A 17,039-nucleotide genomic window follows, 5' to 3' on the forward strand; every position below is an offset into this window, starting at 1 on the left:
CGACACCGAGGACTCAGCCCGGCGGGATCCAGAACCGCAGCGTCGGCGCGACACGGTCGCCGGAGGGCCGGGACGACGGCCACCCCGCGTCCAGGACCCCGCCGCAGCGTCGGATGACCTCCAGCGAGCCGGGGTTGTCCTCGTGGCAGGTCACCAGCACGGGTCCGACGCCACGGTCGTGGAGGAACTCCAGGCTGCGCCGCAGGATCGCGGTGGCGTAGCCGCGCCGTCTCTCGGCCGGCAGGACGGCGTAGCCGACGTGACCACCCTCGACGCACAGCGTGTCGGTGAGCGTGTGCCGGATCGACGCGCGCCCGACGACCCGGCCGTGCACGTCGGCGTAGAGGAAACTGCTCGGCACCCGCCCGGGCGGCAGGTCCTCGCCGCGGTGCTCGCGGCCGAGCCGGTCGAGGTACGCGAGCCACGGCTCGTCGTCGGGCCGCAGTCCGAAGTCGAAGCCGTCCGCGGCGAGCGCGACCTGCGCCTCGCGAGCCACCGCCTCGTCCGACGGCAGGGGCGCGCGCAGGACCAGGTCGTCGGCATCGGCCACGGGATCCACTCTGCCCGGTCGACGCCCATCCGCCGGCCGCGCGGGTGACCTCCGCTACGACCGGGCGAGCAGGAGCCCGGGCCGGGGGATCATGGGGGTCCCACCCCGAAGGAGCCCGCGGTGCCGGCCACGCGCACGGATCAGCCCACCCCCGACCTGGCCCACCTCCCGCACCTCGCGAACCTCCGCGACGTCGGCGGCATGCCGACGATCGACGGCGGGCGCACGCGCCCCGGTGTCCTGTGGCGGGGCGAGGCCCCGCTCGAGGGCGACGAGACCCGGGGCCCGGGCGGGCTCGCCTGGCCGCCCGGCAGCGTCGTCGACCTCCGCAACCCCGCCGAGCTGCCCGCGGTCCACCCGCTGCCCGCACTCGGCGCGGAGCTGACCACCCTGCCACTGATCTCGTCCCTGGCGCCGGCCGCGCAGGCCCGCGGGCGCCGCGGCGAGCTCGACGCCGGCGAGCTCTACCTGCTCCTCGTCCAGAGCATCGGCGAGCACTGGCTGCCGCAGCTCGTCGCCGTGGCCGCCCACGGGCCGGGGCCGCTGTTCGTGCACTGCGCGGCCGGCAAGGACCGCACCGGTGTCGCGGTCGCGCTCCTGCTGCGTGCCGCCGGCGTCGACCGCGTGACGGTGGCCGCCGACTTCGCCGCGACCAACGAGCACCGCGCCGCGCTGCGCGACCGTCTCGTGGCGCAGGGCGCGCTCGACCCGTCGGTCGAGGCGAGCCGCGTCGGGGTCACCCCGGAGCACATCGAGCCCGTCCTCGATCTCCTCGACGACGACCCGCGCGCGCCGCTGCGCGACGCCGGGGTGCCCGACGCCGACCTCGACGCCTGGCGCGAGCGCCTCGTCGAGGACGCCTGAACGCGCACGGCCATCCGGGTGTACGCCCGGTGTCTCCTGTGCCGGGCCACAACGGCGCCCACGTGATCTCTGTGGGCGGGCACAGTGCCCGTCCGGGGTCCCTCCCCGAAGACTGGACGGTGCGCGGGCCCACCCAGCGACCCGCAGGCGCCGACCCGATCATCGAGGTGACCCGGATGACTGCCCCGACGACGTGCCCCTGTTGCGGTGTCGTGGTGATGCCCCGCGAGATGTCCTACGACTTCGACGGCGAGACCGTCGCGTCGCTGACGCGCGAGGTCGCCTACCTGCGCGCCACCGTGGCCCGTCTGCGCGGTGCGTCGCACACGCCGCTGCTCCCCGCGCCCCGGACGGTCGAGCGCCCCGTCGAGGCCGTCAGCGCCTGACGCGCTCGCCGCCGGCGCCGTTCGCGGCGGCGCGCAACCGGGTCACGGCGGTCGCCGGGTCGAGGCCCGGCACCGCCGAGCCCGGCCAGCGCACCACGACGCCCTCGGCCAGCGTGGCCGCGTCGGCGACCAGCTCGGCCGCCAGCGCCAGGCCCGTGCGCGCCGCGTCCGGGCCGTCGCCGGCCTTCTGCATCGTCGCGACGACCGCGTCGGGGACGACGACGTCGGGCACCTCGTGGCGCAGGTGCTCGGCCTGGGCGTAGCCGGTCAGCGCGCCCACCGAGGCCAGCACCGGGACCCGCCGCCCCGCGGCCGCGAGGCCGTCGAGGACCGTGCGCAGCCGCTCGACCTCGAACACCGGCCGGGAGACGAGGAACTCCGCCCCGGCCTCCACCTTCGCCACCGCGCGCTCGGCCTCGTAGTCCAGATCGTCGGCGCCCGGCGTGATGCGCGCGCCGAGCCGGAACGCGGTCGCGGTCCCGATCTCCACCCCGTCGGCGTCCACCCCGCGGTTGAGGTCGGCCGCCAGGCGCAGCAGCTCCAGCCCGTCGACCTCCCACACCCCGTCGCCGACGGCCTCCTCCGCGTGCACGGGCGGGTTGCCCGTCTCGCACACCAGCGTCCGGACGCCGAGCGCGTGCAGCCCGAGCAGGTCGGCCTGCAGCGCGAGCAGGCTCGTCTGCCAGCTCGTGACCGTCAGGGCGGTGTCGACGTCGACGCGGTCGTGCAGGTGCACGGCGAGGCCGGCGGGGCTGGTGGTCGCGCGACGGGCGCGTGACCGGCTGACCCACAGCACGGACGCGCCGCCCGCCACCGCGCGGCGCGCGCGGCCGAGGTGCTCGTCCGGGCCGCCCGCGCCGGCGACCTCGGCCGCGACGAGGAACCCGCGCGACCCGGGACGCCCCCGCAGCCAGCGTTCCACCGCGCCGCGCCCGGGGCCGGCGGCGGCGTCGTCCGGGGCCTCGTCGGCGTCGGGGACGGGATCGGGGACGGCGCGCGGGGCGGGGACGGTCTCGCGGGGCGTCGTGGGCGGCGCCCACGCGTCGTGGGTGGTCAGCGCCCGGGCCGCGGCCGCGGTGTGCTCGGGCGTCGTGCCGCAGCACCCGCCGACCAGGCGTGCCCCGGCCTCGACGTAGCGCAGGACGTAGCGGGCGAAGTGCTCGGCGTCGCCGGCGAAGCGCACGCTGCGGTCGGCGACGACGTGGGGCAGGCCGGCGTTGGGCTGGGCGGAGAGGGCGGGCCCGCCCGTCGGGCCCATGCGGCGCACGACGTCGAGCAGCCCCTGCGGACCGAGGGTGCAGTTGGTGCCGACGGCGACCGCCCCCGTGTCGGCGAGGCGCGCGACGACGTCGGCGGGCGATTCCCCGGCGGCGGTGAGCAGGTCGCCGTCCTCGTCGACGAAGGTCGCCTGGGCGACGACGGGCAGGTCGGTGACCTCCTGCACCGAGCGCAGCGCCGCGAGCAGCTCGCCGGCGCGGCTGAACGTCTCGAGCACGACGAGGTCGACGCCGCCCTCGACGAGCGCCTCGACCTGCTCGCGGATCGCGGACGCCGCGCGCGCCTCGTCGACCGGGACCGCGAACCCCGGCGGCGTCGCGGGCGAGACCGACCCGGCCACCCACGCCGGGCGGCCGGCGGTGTCCCGGACGTCCGCGGCGAGGCGGGCGCCGGCGAGGTTGATCTCGCGGACCCGCCGGGCCAGCCCGTGGCGCTCGAGGCGGGGCCGCGAGGCGGCGAAGGTGTGGGTCTGCAGGACGTCGGCGCCCGCGGCGAGGTAGCGCTCGTGCAGGGCCGACACGAGCTCGGGGGCGATGACGCACAGCTCCGCGCCGTGGCCCTCGACGAGGCCGCCGCTGGCCCGGGCCAGCGTGCCCATCGCGCCGTCGCCGAGCAGTACGCGGCGTCCGAGGGCCTCGGTGAACGACTCGCTCACCCCTCCATCTCCCCGAGGATCTCCAGCGCCATCTGGGCGGCGAGCCGGTCGCGGTAGGCGTCGAGGTCGAGCCCGCTGAGCTCCTCCGCGCGCCGCAGCCGGTAGCCGACGGTGTTGGGGTGGACGTTGAGCACGCGCGCGACCCGTTGGGGACTGCCGTCCTCGCGGAAGTAGCGAGCGAGGGTGCGCAGCAGCTCGACGGTGCGCTCGGAGCGGTCGGTCGCGAGGCGGCCGAGGACCTCGCGAGCGAAGACACGGGCGGCCTCGGGGTCGGGGATCTGCAGCAGCAGGCGGTGCACGCCGAGGTCGTCGAAGCGCAGCACCCGTCCGGCGCGCCCGAGGCGGCGGGCGGCGACGAGGGTGCGGCGCGCCTGGTCGTAGGAGGTCGCGATCTCGGTGGGGTCGCGGACCGTCCCGCCGACGGCGACCGTCACGGGCCAGCGCGCGTCCGGGTCGGGGACGCGGCCGCGCGCCAGCCGGCGGGCGCACGCGGCGCCGACGGCGGCCGGGTCGTCGCGCTCGGGGACGACGGCGACGGTCTCGGTGTCGCGCACGACGGTCAGCGCCGAGGGCGCGGCCGCGAGCAGGTGCTCCTCGGCCTCGCCGAGCAGGCTCGCCGGCCCGGCGCCGTACGCGCCGTCGTCGTCGGGGGACACGACGACGACGCGGTGGTCGACGCCGGGGTCGTAGCCGACGTGCTCGGCCCACTGGGCCGCCTGGTCGGCGTCGCGGGCGCGGTCGAGCAACAGCCCGGAGACGAGGTCACCGCGGACCTGACCCGCCGCCGTCGCGAGTACGCGGTCGCGGCCGGCGATGACGCCGACGACGGTCGCGGCGTGCTCGGCGACGAGCAGCAGGACGTCGTCGCCGGCGAGGGCCTCGGGGCGGTCGCGGGCCGCGGTGTCCTCCTCGGCGAGCAGGAACGCCGGCACCTCGCGGCCGAACAGCACCGGGGCGACGACCTGGACCCGGCGTCCGGGCCCCGGGACGCGCAGGGCGCGGCCGGCGGTCGCGGCGACGTCGAGGGTGCGCGGCCAGACGGCGCTGCGGGCGTCGGCGCGCACGAGGGCGGACGCCTCGGCGATGCCCATGCCCGGCGCCGCAGCGGCGAGCACCTCCCGCCCCGCCCCGACCACCGCGGCGAGCACCCCGAGCTCGCCGGCCATCACGGTGGCCACGGCCTGAGCGTCCACCGAGGGCGCCGCGACGAGCCCGGAGAGCCGGCGGTAGAGCGCGACGAGCCCGCGCGGGGCCGTGGCGTCCGGGGACGCCGACCCCGGCCGCGCGCGCACCTCGCCGGTCGTCACACCCGCATTCTCACCCGTCGGCGCCGCTCCCGGTGGCGCTGCGGCGATCAGAACCGACTCGGCACCGATACCCCGCGCAGCTCCCGACGCCCGCACGGGTCATGATCGGGGCCCGTACCGACCCCGGCCGTGCCCGACCCTGGAGGACCCGTGCCCGATCGCGCCCCGCGCATCGCCGTCATCTTCTACTCCGCGACCGGGAACGTGGCCGCGCTCGCCGAGGCGCTGGCCGAGGGCGCCCGCTCCGCCGGCGCCGAGACCCGCGTGCGCCCGGTCGCCGAGCGCGCCCCGGCCGAGGCGATCGAGGCGAACCGCCGCTGGAAGGCGTGGGTCGAGGACAACCCCTACGACACGGTCGCCTCCCTCGACGACCTCGAGTGGGCCGACGGCCTCGCCCTCGGCAGCCCGACGCGGTTCGGCAACAGCGCCGAGCAGCTCAAGGCGTTCCTCGACACCACCGGCGGCCTGTGGGCGCAGGGCAAGCTCGCGGGCCTCGTCGGCACGTCGTTCACCAGCGCCTCGACGGGCCACGGCGGGCTCGAGGCGACGATCCTGTCGATGAACAACGTGCTCTACCACTGGGGCGCGCTGGTCATGCCGCTCGGCTACGCCGCCGACCCGTCGCTGATGTCCTCGGGCAACCCGTACGGGGCGTCCTGGGTGTCGCGGAAGTCGGCCGCGCCGGACGAGGAGGCCCTCGGCGCCGCCCGGGTGCAGGGCACCCGCCTGGCCCAGATCGCCGCGGCGCTCAAGGCCGCACGCTGACGCCGGTGGCGGCCAGGAGCGTGACCGACCGCGGTGGCACGGTCAGGGTCGACGCGGGCGGCACCGTGCCGGCGAGCGGACCCGTGCTGGCCGCGACGACCCAGGCCTCCGCGGTCGCCGTCCCCGGCATGACGAAGACGGCGTGCCCGGGGCCCGCGTTGATCAAGATCATGAGGTCGTCGTCGACGCGCAGACCGGGCTGGACGGCACGGGAGTGCTGCGGTCGGCCGTTGAGGTAGAGCGCGAACGCCGCGACCTCGCGGTCCGGGTCGAGGAGCCGCGTGCCGGAGGGATCGAGCACGGCCGCGTCGGGCCGGGTCGCGTCGTGATCGAGCCAGAAGCGGTCCGAGCCGAGGGCGAGCAGCGGGTGGGCGGCGCGCGCCGCGGTCCACCTCGCGACCGACGCCGAGTCGGCACCGTGGCCCGCACGGAGCATCGGTGCGCCGGTGGACACGAGCACCGTCGCGAGCGGGTCGACGCCGTCGTCGCCGGAGCGCCCGTCCAGCGCCGGTGCCGCCACGACGGTGTCGGGCGGCCGGGGGGCGGCGATCCCGTCGACCAGCGCACCGAGGCGTCGGGCGCCGCCCCTCCACAGGACGTCGATCTCGCGGGCGCCGATCGTGAGGAACCGGGACGACGCGAGCACCGGGTCCTGGGCGATGACGTCGAGCAGCAGCCGGGCATCGCTCCCCTCGGGCGTCGTCATCAGGAAACCGTCGACGCCCAGCTCCTCGACCCAGCACCGCAGCGCGTCGGCGATCATCGCGACGACGGCGGGGCTGCGCAGGTCGACGAGGGCGCGCTGCGGGGCCTCGCCGTAGGCCTCGTCCTCCTCGGAGTCACCGACGGCGATCTCCACCAGGACCGCGAGCCCGGCGGCGTGCAGCTCGGTGACCATCGTCCGGAACTCGCCCGCGGGGTCGGCCCTCGCGTGGCGGGCGGTCGGGGCGAACAGGCCGGTCAGCGCCTCGTCGTCGATCCCGGACTCGGCGACCGGGCCGAGGACGACGCCCGTCGCCCCGAGGGTGTGCAGGTAAGCCAGGGCTGACGGCCCGGCCAGGTCCAGGAACGTGCCCCGGCCGTCACCCGGCACGGTCCCGGCCTCGGTGGCGTAGAGGACCTCGCCGTGGCCCGCCGGACCGACCCGGGTCGGCGGGACGAGGGCGCGGTCCACGACGATCGCGGCCGGCGGCGAGAGGAGGCTCCCGCCGCGGCGCACGACCTCGTCGAAAGCGCGCCCGTAGGGGTCAGCGAGCAGGCCGGAGCCGTCGACGCGGAACCCGTAGCGCTGCCCTGGACCCATGTCGGGGACGTATCCGTGCCAGACGCCGCCGTCGCGCTCGGGAAGGGCGACGAAGGACGTCTCGCCGCTGTCGTCGACCAGGCACAGATCGACCCGTCCGGCGGCCCCGAGGGCGACCGCCACGTTGGTCCCGGCGCCGTCGAACGTCGCGCCGAGCGGATTCGGCGCGCCCGGCCACACGGTCGCGACGATGTCGGGTGCGGCCTGCCCGACCAGGTCGCGCACGACGACGACCGCACGGCCCGGCACGGGCATGACGTCGCCCCGGCGGTACTCGGCGAGCGGCGTCTGCGAACGCGACGCCACCACGCCGGTCGAGGTGTCGATCTCCCGCGACGCCACGCGCACCGCCGTGAGGTCGACCTCCACCTCGTCGTGGTGGAGGTTGACGACCACGAGGAACGTGTCGTCGACGATCGGGCGACCGCGGGCGTCGGTCTCACCGATGGCGGTGCCGTCGAACCTGATCACCACCGTGGACGCCCTGTCCCAGTCCGCGTCGCCCATCTCCTCGCCGCCGGCCGTGTACCACCGGACGTCGGCGTCGGTGAGGAACCGGCGGCGCCGGAAGACCGGGTGCGCGGCGCGGAAGGCGATCAGGTCGGCGACGAAGTCGATCATCTCCTCGTCCGCCGCGGCCCAGTCGATCCACACCGACGGGTCGTCGCGCATGTAGGCGTTGTTGTTGCCGTACTGCGTGCGGCCGAGCTCGTCGCCGTGGGAGAGCATCGGGACGCCCTGGGAGAGGAACAGGGTGGTCAGCAGGTTGCGCCGTTGTCGGTCGCGCAACGCGGTGATCGCCGCGTCGTCGGTCGGGCCCTCGACGCCGTGGTTCCAGGAACGGTTGTCGTCGGTGCCGTCCCGGTTGGACTCCCCGTTCTCGTCGTTGTGCTTGCGGTCGTAGGACACCAGGTCCACCAGGGTGAAGCCGTCGTGCGACGTCACGTGGTTGATCGAGGCGGTGGGGCGACGGGACTGCGCCTGGTAGAGATCCGACGACCCGGCCAGGCGGGTCGCCAGCTCGCCGAGGATCTGCGGGCGTCCCCGCCACGCGTCGCGGACGGTGTCGCGGTAGCGCCCGTTCCACTCGCTCCACCCGGCCGGGAAGTTCCCGAGCTGGTAGCCCTCGCCCGTGGCGTCCCAGGGCTCGGCGATGAGCTTCACCCGCGCCAGGACCGGGTCCTGACCCAGCGTCACCAGGAACGGCGCGAACCGGTCGAAGGACGCGCCGACGCGCCCGAGCGCCGAGGCGAGGTCGAAACGGAAGCCGTCGACGTGCATCTCGGTGACCCAGTAGCGCAGCGAGTCCGCGATCATCCGCACGACGGCGGGGTGCTCGGTGTCCAGGGTGTTGCCGCGACCGGTGAGATCGACGTCGCGGTTCCCGGCGATCCGGTAGTAGGCCGGGTTGTCCAGCCCCCTCAGCGAGAGGATCGGGCGGTCGCTCCCGCCCTCGCCGGTGTACGAGAAGGCGACGTCGAGGATGACCTCGATCCCGGCCGCGTGCAGGGCGCGGACCATCTCCTTGGCCTCGCGCACCGGATCGGTACCGGGCCGGGCGTACTCCTCGTGCGGGGCGAACGGGCCCACGGTGGCGAAACCCCAGTAGTTCCGACTGCCGCGCTCGGCGAGCTCGATCTCGTGGACGAACTGCTGCACCGGCAGCAGCTCGAGCGCGGTGATCCCGAGGCGCCGGAGGTGGCCGACGACGGCCGGGTGCGCCACGCCCGCGAACGTGCCGCGCAGCTCCTCGGGGACCTGCGGATGCGTCATCGTCAGGCCCTTCACGTGGGCCTGGTAGATCACCGTGTCCTGGAGGGGCACCCGCGGCGCAACGTCACCGCTCCAGTCGAACGACGGATCGATGACGAGTGCCTTCGGCACGTCCCGGCCGGTCTCGACGGTGTCGCCGGCCGTGAGGGCGACCGTCCACGGGTGACTCCCCCCGAGCGTGCCGTCGAAGCGGCGCGCGTACGGGTCGGCGAGGAGCCGGGCCCGGTGGCAGCGCAGGCCGCGCGTCGGGTCGTAGGGCCCGTCGGCCCGGTAGCCGTACCGCTGGCCGGGCCCGACGCCGGCGAGGTAGGTGTGCCAGACGTCGTCCGTGCGGGTCATCGCCGCGCGCGTCTCGGCACCGCGCTCGTCGAACAGGCACAGCCACATCCGCTCAGCCACCTCCGAGAACACCGCGAAGGCCGTGCCCGACCCGTCCCAGTGCGCGCCGAGGGCCGGGCGCCGCTCGTCGGGCGCGGGCGGGAGCACGCGCTCGGTGTCCTCGGGGAGGTCGTAGACGACGCCGCGGGCGGTGCGCACACGCAGCGGGCCGGCGCCGGCGACCGACGACAGCACCCCGCCACGGGGCAGCTCCCGGACCTCTCCACCGATCTCCAGCAGGACGGGGTCGGTGTCCGGGACGGCCAGGGCGAGCGCGTCGGGGCGCTGCGACACCGCCCCGACGTGGAGCATCCCTCCCGAACGCGCCACCCCGATCTCGACGTCGGGGACGTCGCGCAGTCCCGCGGCGAGCGCGCCGTCGAGCTCGACGGTGCCCGTGAGGCCCGCCGACCGGGCGTCCGCACCGAGCACCCCGGAGGCCAGCACCGACAACCGGTCGGCCGCCGCGGCCCGGCCGGCGACCTCGGGGAGACGGCCCCGCGCACCGACCCACCAGTGCGCCAGGCCCGCCCGGCCCTCCTCGCGGTGGGCGGCGACGACGGCCTCGAGGTCGGCCTCGATCTCGGCCCGCGCGTCCTCGCCGCGCACGAGGGCGGCCCAGGCCACCCGTTCCTCGAGCTGGAAGGTCGGCGGTTCCTCGCGGTGCAGCTCCTCCACGATCCGCCGGACCTCGGCGAGTCGACCAGGCCGGCGCGCGCTCAGGCCCGCGCGCAGGGACGGCAGCAGGTCGGTCCGCAGCACGATCGCCTCGACGTCCCGGGACGCCACCAGGGACGACCACCAGAGGTCCGCCTCGTCGCCCACCGTGAGCCGCGGGGCGAGGGCGAGACGCAGCGCCCGCAGGAGCTCGGGCTGGACGCGCACCGCCAGGCTGGCGAGCTCCGCGAGCGTGCGCACGCCGTCGGGGACCGCGTCGAGCCGCCGCAGGGCCCGGGTCACCGCGGAGCCGCCCGAGCCGCCCGGGTCACGCGGTCCCACGTCACCAGGGTGGGGAGGCCGGTCGCCGAGGGCCAGCGTGCCGGCGGGTACGGGACGAGGACGACGGCGTGGGAGCCGCGGGCGTGCAGCTCCCGGGCGAAGCGCCGCCAGTGGTCGAGCTGCCGCGGACCGCGCGGCGCGCCGGGCGGGACGGCGATCCCGAGATCGCTGAGCGCCAGGACCGGGCGCCCCGGCGGCGGCAGCGCGTAGTCCTCGGTGCGCTCGTCGTACGGCGTTGCGACGATCCGCCGGACGTCGACCGCCTCCGCGCCGACCACCCGCCGCAGGGTGCCCAGCACCTCCTCCACGTCGCGGCGCAACCGCGCCGTGCCCGGCGCGTCGTCGACGACCACCTGCACGCCGTGCAGCAGGGATCGACGCCTCCGCCGCGGCAGGGGGGTCACCATCGCGCGGCGCGCGACGAGGTCGACCAGCGCCTCGGCGTCGACGGCGTCCGAGGCGCCCTCCACCGCGAGCAGCCCCTCGAGGAGCCGAGGGGCCAGGTGCGGTGCGAGCAACGGCTCCAAGGGCAGCGGGGCCCGCACGCCCCGCGCGGGCCGGGCCAGGACGCGCTCGGCGGGACCGCTGGTGCTCCCGGGCACGGCGAGGCGGTGGACCGTGACCGACCCGTCGGGGTTCGCCGTGGCCGCCGTGCCACCCCCGGGCGCGAGGGCGGTCGGAACACCGCTCGGCAGCTCCGGCCCGGTCGCGGACCCTCCGGTCAGGGTCGTGGTGTCGACCCTCCGGACCTGCCCGGCCGCGAACACCATCGTCAGCTCGTCGCCGTCGGCGTCGAGGGTGCAGGACGCCATCGCCGCGAACCGCGCGGCACGCGGGATGCCCGTGTCCGACACCGTCACGACCTCGCCGCCCGCGTCGACGACGGCGATCCGCCCCCCGCGGGCGGACGCGGCGACGGCCACGATCGGGCCGCGGAGGCGGTTACCGGGCCACGGCCGTCGGGGCGCCGGCCGCTCGCGGCCGGCCGGTCGCGCGCCGATCGTGAGCAGCGCCCCGTCCCGGGTACCGATCACGACGCCCTCGCCCGCCGCGGCGAGCGCCGAGACCCGGTAGAGGTCGACGCCGCGGCGGTCGCCCGGAGTCGCCGTCCACTCCAGCGGCCCGTCGGCGGTGGCCACCCAGCAGCTCCCGTCGTCGCCGACGGCGAGGCACGACGGCTCGCCCGCGAGCGGCAACGGCGGGCCCACCGACACGCCGGTGTGGGCGCTCCAGCGACGGATCTCCCCGGCACCGGCGGTGGCGAGCGTTCGTCCGTCGGGGCTGAACGCGACCGCCCGGACCGGACCGGCATGTCCGGTGACCACGGACAGGATCGCGGACGCGGGGCTCACCCGGGCGCGGACGTCGGTGCCGGCCGGGCGCAGGTGCCGGGCGTAGCGGGTGGCCGGCCGGAACGGCGTCGCGGTGGGCTCCGCTCTCGCGGCCGACGCCCGGGGTCGCGGGGTCGGTGCGCGGTACCCGAGGTCGGCAGGGCCGCTCGCGAGGCCGCTCCCGCCGACCTCGGTGGACGCCGGCGGCGGGCGCACCTCCTCGGGGACGAAACCCAGGACCCGGGCGACCGCGTCACGGTCACCGCCGAGTGCCTCCCAGGCGCGGACGACGTCGCCGAGCCAGATCTCCCCCCTCCCGCTCACGGGGACTTGTCCAGGACCAGCGCCAACAGGCGCGCCCGGTCCGGGACGTCCTCGGCGAGGCCCAGACGCCGACAGGCGTGCACGGCGTCGAGGTACTCGGCCGTGCTGGGTGGGCGACGGCCGCGCGTGCGTGCCTCCTCCCGTGCGGTGAGCACGCGCGTCGCGAGATCGCGGAAGAGCAGGTCGTCGGTGTCCGTGACCCCGTCGCCCGTGACCCCGTCGAGGGCCACGTGGGCGTGCGCGATCGCGACGAGCCGGTCGAGCCCGGGCGGGGGCAGCGTGACCACCACGCAGCGACGCAGGAAGGCGGGCGGGAGCTCGCGCTCCTCGTTGGTCGTGACGACGATCAGGTGGTTCGACGCGGGCCCGTCCGCCTCGGGAACCGTGGCGCTGATCAGGTCACCGGTCTCCGTGACGACGAACTCCCCCGAGCCCAGCGGGACGAGCAGACCGTTGGGCAGGTCCGGGTCGGCCTTGTCGATCTCGTCGATCAGCACGACCGCGCCCTGCTCGCCCCGGTGGGCGTTGAGGTCGTCGTCGGGTTCTCGAGCCGGTCGGCGCGGCTCGGGACCGGTGCCCCGTCGACGCGCCGACGCGCGGTCGAAGGCCCACCACAGGACGCCCGGCTCGACGTAGTCCAGGTCCCGCAGCGCGTCGGCCCCTCCCGCGTCGCGCACCGAGGCGTCGGCCAGCTTGCGGACGGGGTCGAAGGTCCACAGCAGGTCCCGCGCCGTCGTCCGTGCGGTCACCACGTGCTCGTAGTAGCGCCGGCCGAGGTTGCGCGCGAGGTAGCCGGCCAGGGAGGACTTGCCCGACCCCGGATCGCCGCGCAGCAGCAACGGCCGTCCCGTGGCCAGGGCGACGTCGACGGCCAGGCGCAGGTCGTCGTCGGCGACGTAGACCGCGCCGTCGCGCCGGTCGGGGCCGGCCGTCGGGCGGTCGCTCCCCGGCGAGTCGTGCAGCGGGGGCAGGAACGAGTGGCGTGGTGTGGTCATCTCAGCCCGCCTGTTCGAGGAGCCTGCGGTAGACGGCGTTCTCGTCGAGCTCGGTGTCGACGTCGGTCGGGCCCGGGGCGACGCGCACCGCGTCCGGCCAGAGGTCGTCGACACCCGCGTAGTCCGGGCCGGTCAGCACGAGCAGGACCAGGTGGGGCAGCTCCTCGCACAGCCGCGCGACGACGTCGCGCACCACGGCGCGCGTCAGCCCGTCGGGGCACTCCTCGTTGTGCAGGGGCAGCACGAGGACCCGCCGGCCCCGCCGGTCGATCGCGGCGAGCTGACGGGCGATGCGTCGTTCGGTCCCGGCGCCCGTGCTGGCCAGCAGCCACCCGCGCGCGGCGGCACAGACGTGCTCGACGGCGTCCTCCGGGACCGGCCCGGCCACCTGCCGCGACTCGAAGTACCGGTTGCCGCACGTCGCCCGTTCCACGTAGCGCACGGCGGTCTCGAACTCGTGCCCGTTGAGCGCGAGCACCCGCCGGCCGGGGTCGCGGGCGAACGCCCGGATCAGCGGCGCCGCGGCGTCCACCGGGATGCCGACGGGGGCGACCGACTCCACGAAGTACCGCCGGTCACGCATGTCCCGCACGATCGGCGTCACGTAGCCCTCGACGTCGTCGAGCGTCGGGACGTGGTGCAGCTCGTGGGCGACGACCCGGCAGCGCTCCGGCGGGGCTCGCCACGGTTCGTCGGCGACGTCCAGCTGGTCGACGAGCGCGGCGAAGGCGTGCGGGCGGACGTCGCCCAGCTGGTCGGCGACGTCACGCACCCACCGGCGCACGTCGTCGTCGCCACTGAGCCCGACGGGCAGGCGCTCGACGATCTCGGCCACGACCGCCGCGAGGGCTTCGTCGGTGGGGTTCGCCGGCACCCGGACCACCTGCGAGGCCTCGAGCTCGACGGCCGGGAACGCCTCCTCGACCTGCTCCGGCGTCACGCCGTCGATCAGCACCGGCACCACGCCCAGATCCGGACGCAGGGCCGCCCGCCAGGCGAGGATCGTCGCTTCCTTGCGCACCCACGGTTTCGTCAGCGCCACCGGGGCGAGGAGCACGATCGCGCCGTCGCACTCGGCGAGCCACCGGTGCAGGATCGGTTTCCAGAGGTCGCCCGGGCCGAGGTGGGTCTCGTCCAGCAGCATCCGCAGGCCGCGTGTCTCCAGGGCGGCGGCGAGGCCGACACGCAGGCGGCGGGCGGTCTCACCGTCCGCGGAGCTGTGGCTGACGAAGATCGCCGGCTCGTCGCTCACCCGCGTGATCGTTGCGCTACGGAGTCGACCTCCGCAACTCTGCGTGCACCCTCATCGCCCCGATGGAGCAGCCGACCCCTCGTGAGTGAAATTCCCGGTGGTAGCCGGGAAGATCGCTCACATGCTGGAGGGATACGCCGAGGCGGCGCAGGCGGTCAGCGGGTTGGTCGGGCGCATCCCGGACGACGCGTGGGACGGCCCCGGGCTCGGGGAGTGGGACCTGCGGTCGCTGGTGGGCCACACGAGCCGGTCGTTCGTCACCGTGCTGACCTACCTGGAACGCCCGGCCGACACCGAGGACGTCGACTCACCCGAGGGCTACTACGCGCTCCTGCCGTCGATGACCGGCGAGGGTCTCGACCAGTCGGCGGTGGCGCAGCGCGGACGGGACGCCGGCGCGGCGCTCGGCGACGACCCGGCCGCGGCGTTCACGGCGCTCGCCGGGCGGGCGGTGGCGGCCGCCCGGGGTGCCGACCCGGACGCGCTGATCATGACGATCGCCGGCGGGCTGCGGGTGGCGTCGTACGTGCCCACGCGCACCGTCGAGCTCGTCGTGCACGGCCACGACATCGCGGCCGCCACGGGCCTCGCGGTCGCGTTCACCGACCACACGATCACGCAGGTGGCGACGGTGCTGGCGCGCACCGGCGTGCGCCTCGGCCAGGGCCGGGCCCTGCTCGACGCGCTCACCGGCCGCGCCCCGCTGCCCCCGGGCTTCTCGGTGGTCTGACCGGCCCATGTGAGCGAACTTCGGTGCTATAGCACCGAAGTTCGCTCACATACGTCAGGCGGCGGAACCGACGGTCGCGACCAGCTCGTCGAAGCGGGCGGCGAGGTCGAGGTCGGTCGCGGTGACGATCTCCTGGCGCTCGCTGCGCGCCCGGACCGTCAGCGACGTCGGCGTCCGGTCGACGATCCGCAGCCGCTGGCCCGCGTCGCGCTCCACGCCCCGCAGGCGCTCGAGCAGCAGGTCGAGGTGCTCGGCGGGGAGCTCGACGGTGCGCTGGATACCGCTGCGGTCGCCCGACCAGTCGGTGAGCCGCTGCTGCAGGACGCGGTCGAGCTCATCGGCGTCGACCGGCTGCGGACGGCCCTGCGCGCCCTCGGACGCCGCGTCGGGCGGCAGCGTCGGCCCCGCACCCAGCAGCGCGGGCGGCAGGACGCGGGTGACGCGGTCCCCGAGCCCGGCGTCCTCGATCGCGAGCTGGCCGGTGACGGCGATCAGTGCGTAGCGGGCGCGCTCGGCGGGCCACCCGGTGCGGGCGGCCACGTCGTCGACGAGCCCGGACTCGGTCGGTGTGCCGCCGTCGCCCTGGCGGTCCACGCCGGCCTCCTGCGCGAGCAGGCTCGGCAACGCGTCGGCGAGGGCGTCGCGGTCGTCGGCGGGCAGGTAGGTGGCCACGGTCGCCAGCACGGCATCGGCGGCGCGGCGGGCGTCGTCGGTATCGGTGAAGCCACCACGGGTGGCCACCCCCGCGAGGAACTCCTGGTGTCGCATGATCGGGGCCTACCCGACGCACCCGGCCCCGTATGTCAGCAGAACGCCGACGGCGTCCCGACGGCACCGATCCAGACGTAGACCAGCAACGCGGCGCGCTCGCCGGTCCACATCCCGTGGGGTTGCCAGGGCTCGTGGTGGATCAGCTCGCCGGCCGGCTCGGGCACCGGGCTCTCGCCGAGCCCGTGCACCCACCACACCTCGCCCGCCGGCAGGTAGAACTCCTCGGCGGGGTGGTGATGCGGCGGGTAGCGCACGCCCGGCCCGAGCAGCACGAGCCCGGCGGCGACGTCCGGCGCCTCCGCGAGCGTCGCGTGCGCGTAGAGGTCGAGGAACGACGCGTCGGGCGGGGCGGCGACGTACGCGGCGGTCTGCTGCCACGTCACCGCGCGCGCCAGCGGGCGCAGGACGTCGGCGAGCTCCTCGTCGGCCTCCGCGCCCGCCCGGGCGAGCGCGTCGTCGAGATGCGCCAGCACCGGCAGCGACCCGCGCTCCCCGCGGGCCGGGACGACGGGGAGACGGTCGAGGACGCCGGGGTACCCGTGCGCGGTCAGGGTCGTGTCGAGCCGGTGCCGGAGCGCCGCGAACGCCGTGGGGCTCAATCGAGCGCCCGGCGCAGGAAGCCCTGGATGCCGATCGCCCCGAAGATCACGCACGACGCCACGAGCGCGAGCAGGCAGACCCAGCCCGCCAGGTGCGGCACGGCGGGCGTCAGCGCCCCGCGCAGCCCCTCGGAGACGTAGGTGATGGGGTTGAGCGCGCAGATCACCTGGAACCAGCGCAGGTTCCCGAGCTGCAGGAACGGGAACTGCGTCGACCCCGTGAACAGCAGCGGCGTGACCACCAGGGCGAACACCACGTTGATCTTGCGGGGCGACACCAGCGTGCCGAGGACCAGCCCCGCCGCCCCACCGGACAGCGAGCCGAGCACGAGCAGCAGCGCCGCGAACGGCAGGCCCGAGAGCACCCAGTTGACCTCGTCGAGCACGATGTAGCCGACCGGGATCATGACGAGCGAGCCGAACAGGCCGCGCGACGCCCCGAACACGATCTTCTCGACCGCGACCAGGCGCGTGGACAGCGGCGCGAGCAGGCGGTCCTCGATCTCCTTGGTGTACGAGAAGTCGATGACCAGCGGGATCGCGGTGGCCTGCACGGCGACGAAGAACGCGTTGAGCGCCAGCAGCCCGGGCAGCAGCAGCTGGGCGTACCCGGGCGTCACGTAGCCGAGCTGCCCCAGCACGACGCCGAACACGAACAGCAGGAAGAACGGCTGCATCAGCACCTGGCTGATGAAGCTGCCGAACTCCTTGCCGGTGACCGCGAGATCGCGGCCCAGCACCCCGAGGAACGCGCGCCCCTGCGACGGCGCCTTCATCGT

General features: G+C 76.0%; 14 protein-coding genes. 4 read left to right on the top strand and 10 right to left on the bottom strand.

From position 1 onward, the window contains the following. Positions 1–13: 13 nt before the first annotated feature. Positions 14–550: a GNAT family N-acetyltransferase gene (locus WCD41_RS06305; protein ID WP_337712545.1), complete on the bottom strand. Its 537-nt coding sequence runs from the start codon at positions 548–550 to the stop codon at positions 14–16. A 120-nt stretch (positions 551–670) separates the two neighbouring features. On the opposite strand from WCD41_RS06305, the gene WCD41_RS06310 reads away from it, so the two are divergent. Both WCD41_RS06310 and WCD41_RS06315 read left to right on the top strand, forming a co-directional pair. Further along, positions 671–1,414, top strand: coding sequence for a tyrosine-protein phosphatase (locus WCD41_RS06310; protein WP_337712546.1), 744 nt, complete (start codon positions 671–673; stop codon positions 1,412–1,414). A 176-nt stretch (positions 1,415–1,590) separates the two neighbouring features. Further along, entirely contained in the window at positions 1,591–1,800 is a 210-nt protein-coding gene (locus WCD41_RS06315; RefSeq protein WP_337712547.1) for a hypothetical protein, read from the top strand. Here WCD41_RS06315 and WCD41_RS06320 read toward each other — a convergent pair. Both WCD41_RS06320 and WCD41_RS06325 read right to left on the bottom strand, forming a co-directional pair. Then, complete coding sequence (locus WCD41_RS06320; RefSeq protein WP_337712548.1) at positions 1,790–3,733, bottom strand: homocysteine S-methyltransferase family protein; 1,944 nt, start codon at positions 3,731–3,733, stop codon at positions 1,790–1,792. The genes WCD41_RS06315 and WCD41_RS06320 overlap by 11 nt on opposite strands. Next, positions 3,730–5,040, bottom strand: coding sequence for a PucR family transcriptional regulator (locus WCD41_RS06325; protein WP_337712549.1), 1,311 nt, complete (start codon positions 5,038–5,040; stop codon positions 3,730–3,732). Before WCD41_RS06325 ends, WCD41_RS06320 begins: the two co-directional genes overlap by 4 nt. A gap of 150 nt (positions 5,041–5,190) precedes the next feature. Here WCD41_RS06325 and wrbA point away from each other — a divergent pair, with 150 nt between their 5' ends. Next, positions 5,191–5,805 (top strand): NAD(P)H:quinone oxidoreductase, encoded by a 615-nt coding sequence (gene wrbA, locus WCD41_RS06330; protein WP_337712550.1) that lies wholly within the window; start codon positions 5,191–5,193, stop codon positions 5,803–5,805. Here the strand turns inward: wrbA and glgX are convergent. The 4 genes from glgX to WCD41_RS06350 are packed head-to-tail and all read right to left on the bottom strand — an operon-like array spanning position 5,789 to position 14,160. Continuing rightward, complete coding sequence (gene glgX, locus WCD41_RS06335; RefSeq protein ID WP_337712551.1) at positions 5,789–10,258, bottom strand: glycogen debranching protein GlgX; 4,470 nt, start codon at positions 10,256–10,258, stop codon at positions 5,789–5,791. The genes wrbA and glgX overlap by 17 nt on opposite strands. Then, positions 10,216–11,913, bottom strand: a complete 1,698-nt coding sequence (locus tag WCD41_RS06340) for a hypothetical protein (RefSeq protein WP_337712552.1) — start codon at positions 11,911–11,913, stop codon at positions 10,216–10,218. The genes glgX and WCD41_RS06340 overlap by 43 nt, the downstream gene beginning before the upstream one ends. Then, on the bottom strand, positions 11,910–12,908 hold the full coding sequence (locus tag WCD41_RS06345; protein ID WP_337712553.1) for an AAA family ATPase: 999 nt from the start codon (positions 12,906–12,908) through the stop codon (positions 11,910–11,912). Before WCD41_RS06345 ends, WCD41_RS06340 begins: the two co-directional genes overlap by 4 nt. 1 nt (position 12,909) lies before the next feature. Then, positions 12,910–14,160 carry a toll/interleukin-1 receptor domain-containing protein gene (locus WCD41_RS06350; RefSeq protein ID WP_337712554.1) on the bottom strand — a complete coding sequence of 417 codons (1,251 nt, stop codon included), beginning with the start codon at positions 14,158–14,160 and terminating at the stop codon, positions 12,910–12,912. A 121-nt stretch (positions 14,161–14,281) separates the two neighbouring features. Between WCD41_RS06350 and WCD41_RS06355 the strand changes: the two genes are divergently transcribed. Then, positions 14,282–14,890: a maleylpyruvate isomerase N-terminal domain-containing protein gene (locus WCD41_RS06355; protein WP_337712555.1), complete on the top strand. Its 609-nt coding sequence runs from the start codon at positions 14,282–14,284 to the stop codon at positions 14,888–14,890. A 54-nt stretch (positions 14,891–14,944) separates the two neighbouring features. Here WCD41_RS06355 and WCD41_RS06360 read toward each other — a convergent pair whose 3' ends face one another. Genes WCD41_RS06360 through WCD41_RS06370 form a run of 3 tightly spaced genes read right to left on the bottom strand, consistent with a single transcriptional unit; the run spans position 14,945 to position 17,036 of the window. Next, positions 14,945–15,658, bottom strand: coding sequence for a DUF2267 domain-containing protein (locus tag WCD41_RS06360; protein WP_337712556.1), 714 nt, complete (start codon positions 15,656–15,658; stop codon positions 14,945–14,947). Between the two features lie 35 nt (positions 15,659–15,693). Next, entirely contained in the window at positions 15,694–16,260 is a 567-nt protein-coding gene (locus WCD41_RS06365) for a dimethylsulfonioproprionate lyase family protein (RefSeq protein WP_337712557.1), read from the bottom strand. Continuing rightward, on the bottom strand, positions 16,257–17,036 hold the full coding sequence (locus tag WCD41_RS06370; RefSeq protein ID WP_337713335.1) for an ABC transporter permease: 780 nt from the start codon (positions 17,034–17,036) through the stop codon (positions 16,257–16,259). The genes WCD41_RS06365 and WCD41_RS06370 overlap by 4 nt, the downstream gene beginning before the upstream one ends. Positions 17,037–17,039: the final 3 nt, after the last annotated feature.

The organism is Actinomycetospora aeridis, from assembly GCF_037400275.1.
Taxonomy (GTDB): Bacteria; Actinomycetota; Actinomycetes; order Mycobacteriales; family Pseudonocardiaceae; genus Actinomycetospora; species Actinomycetospora aeridis.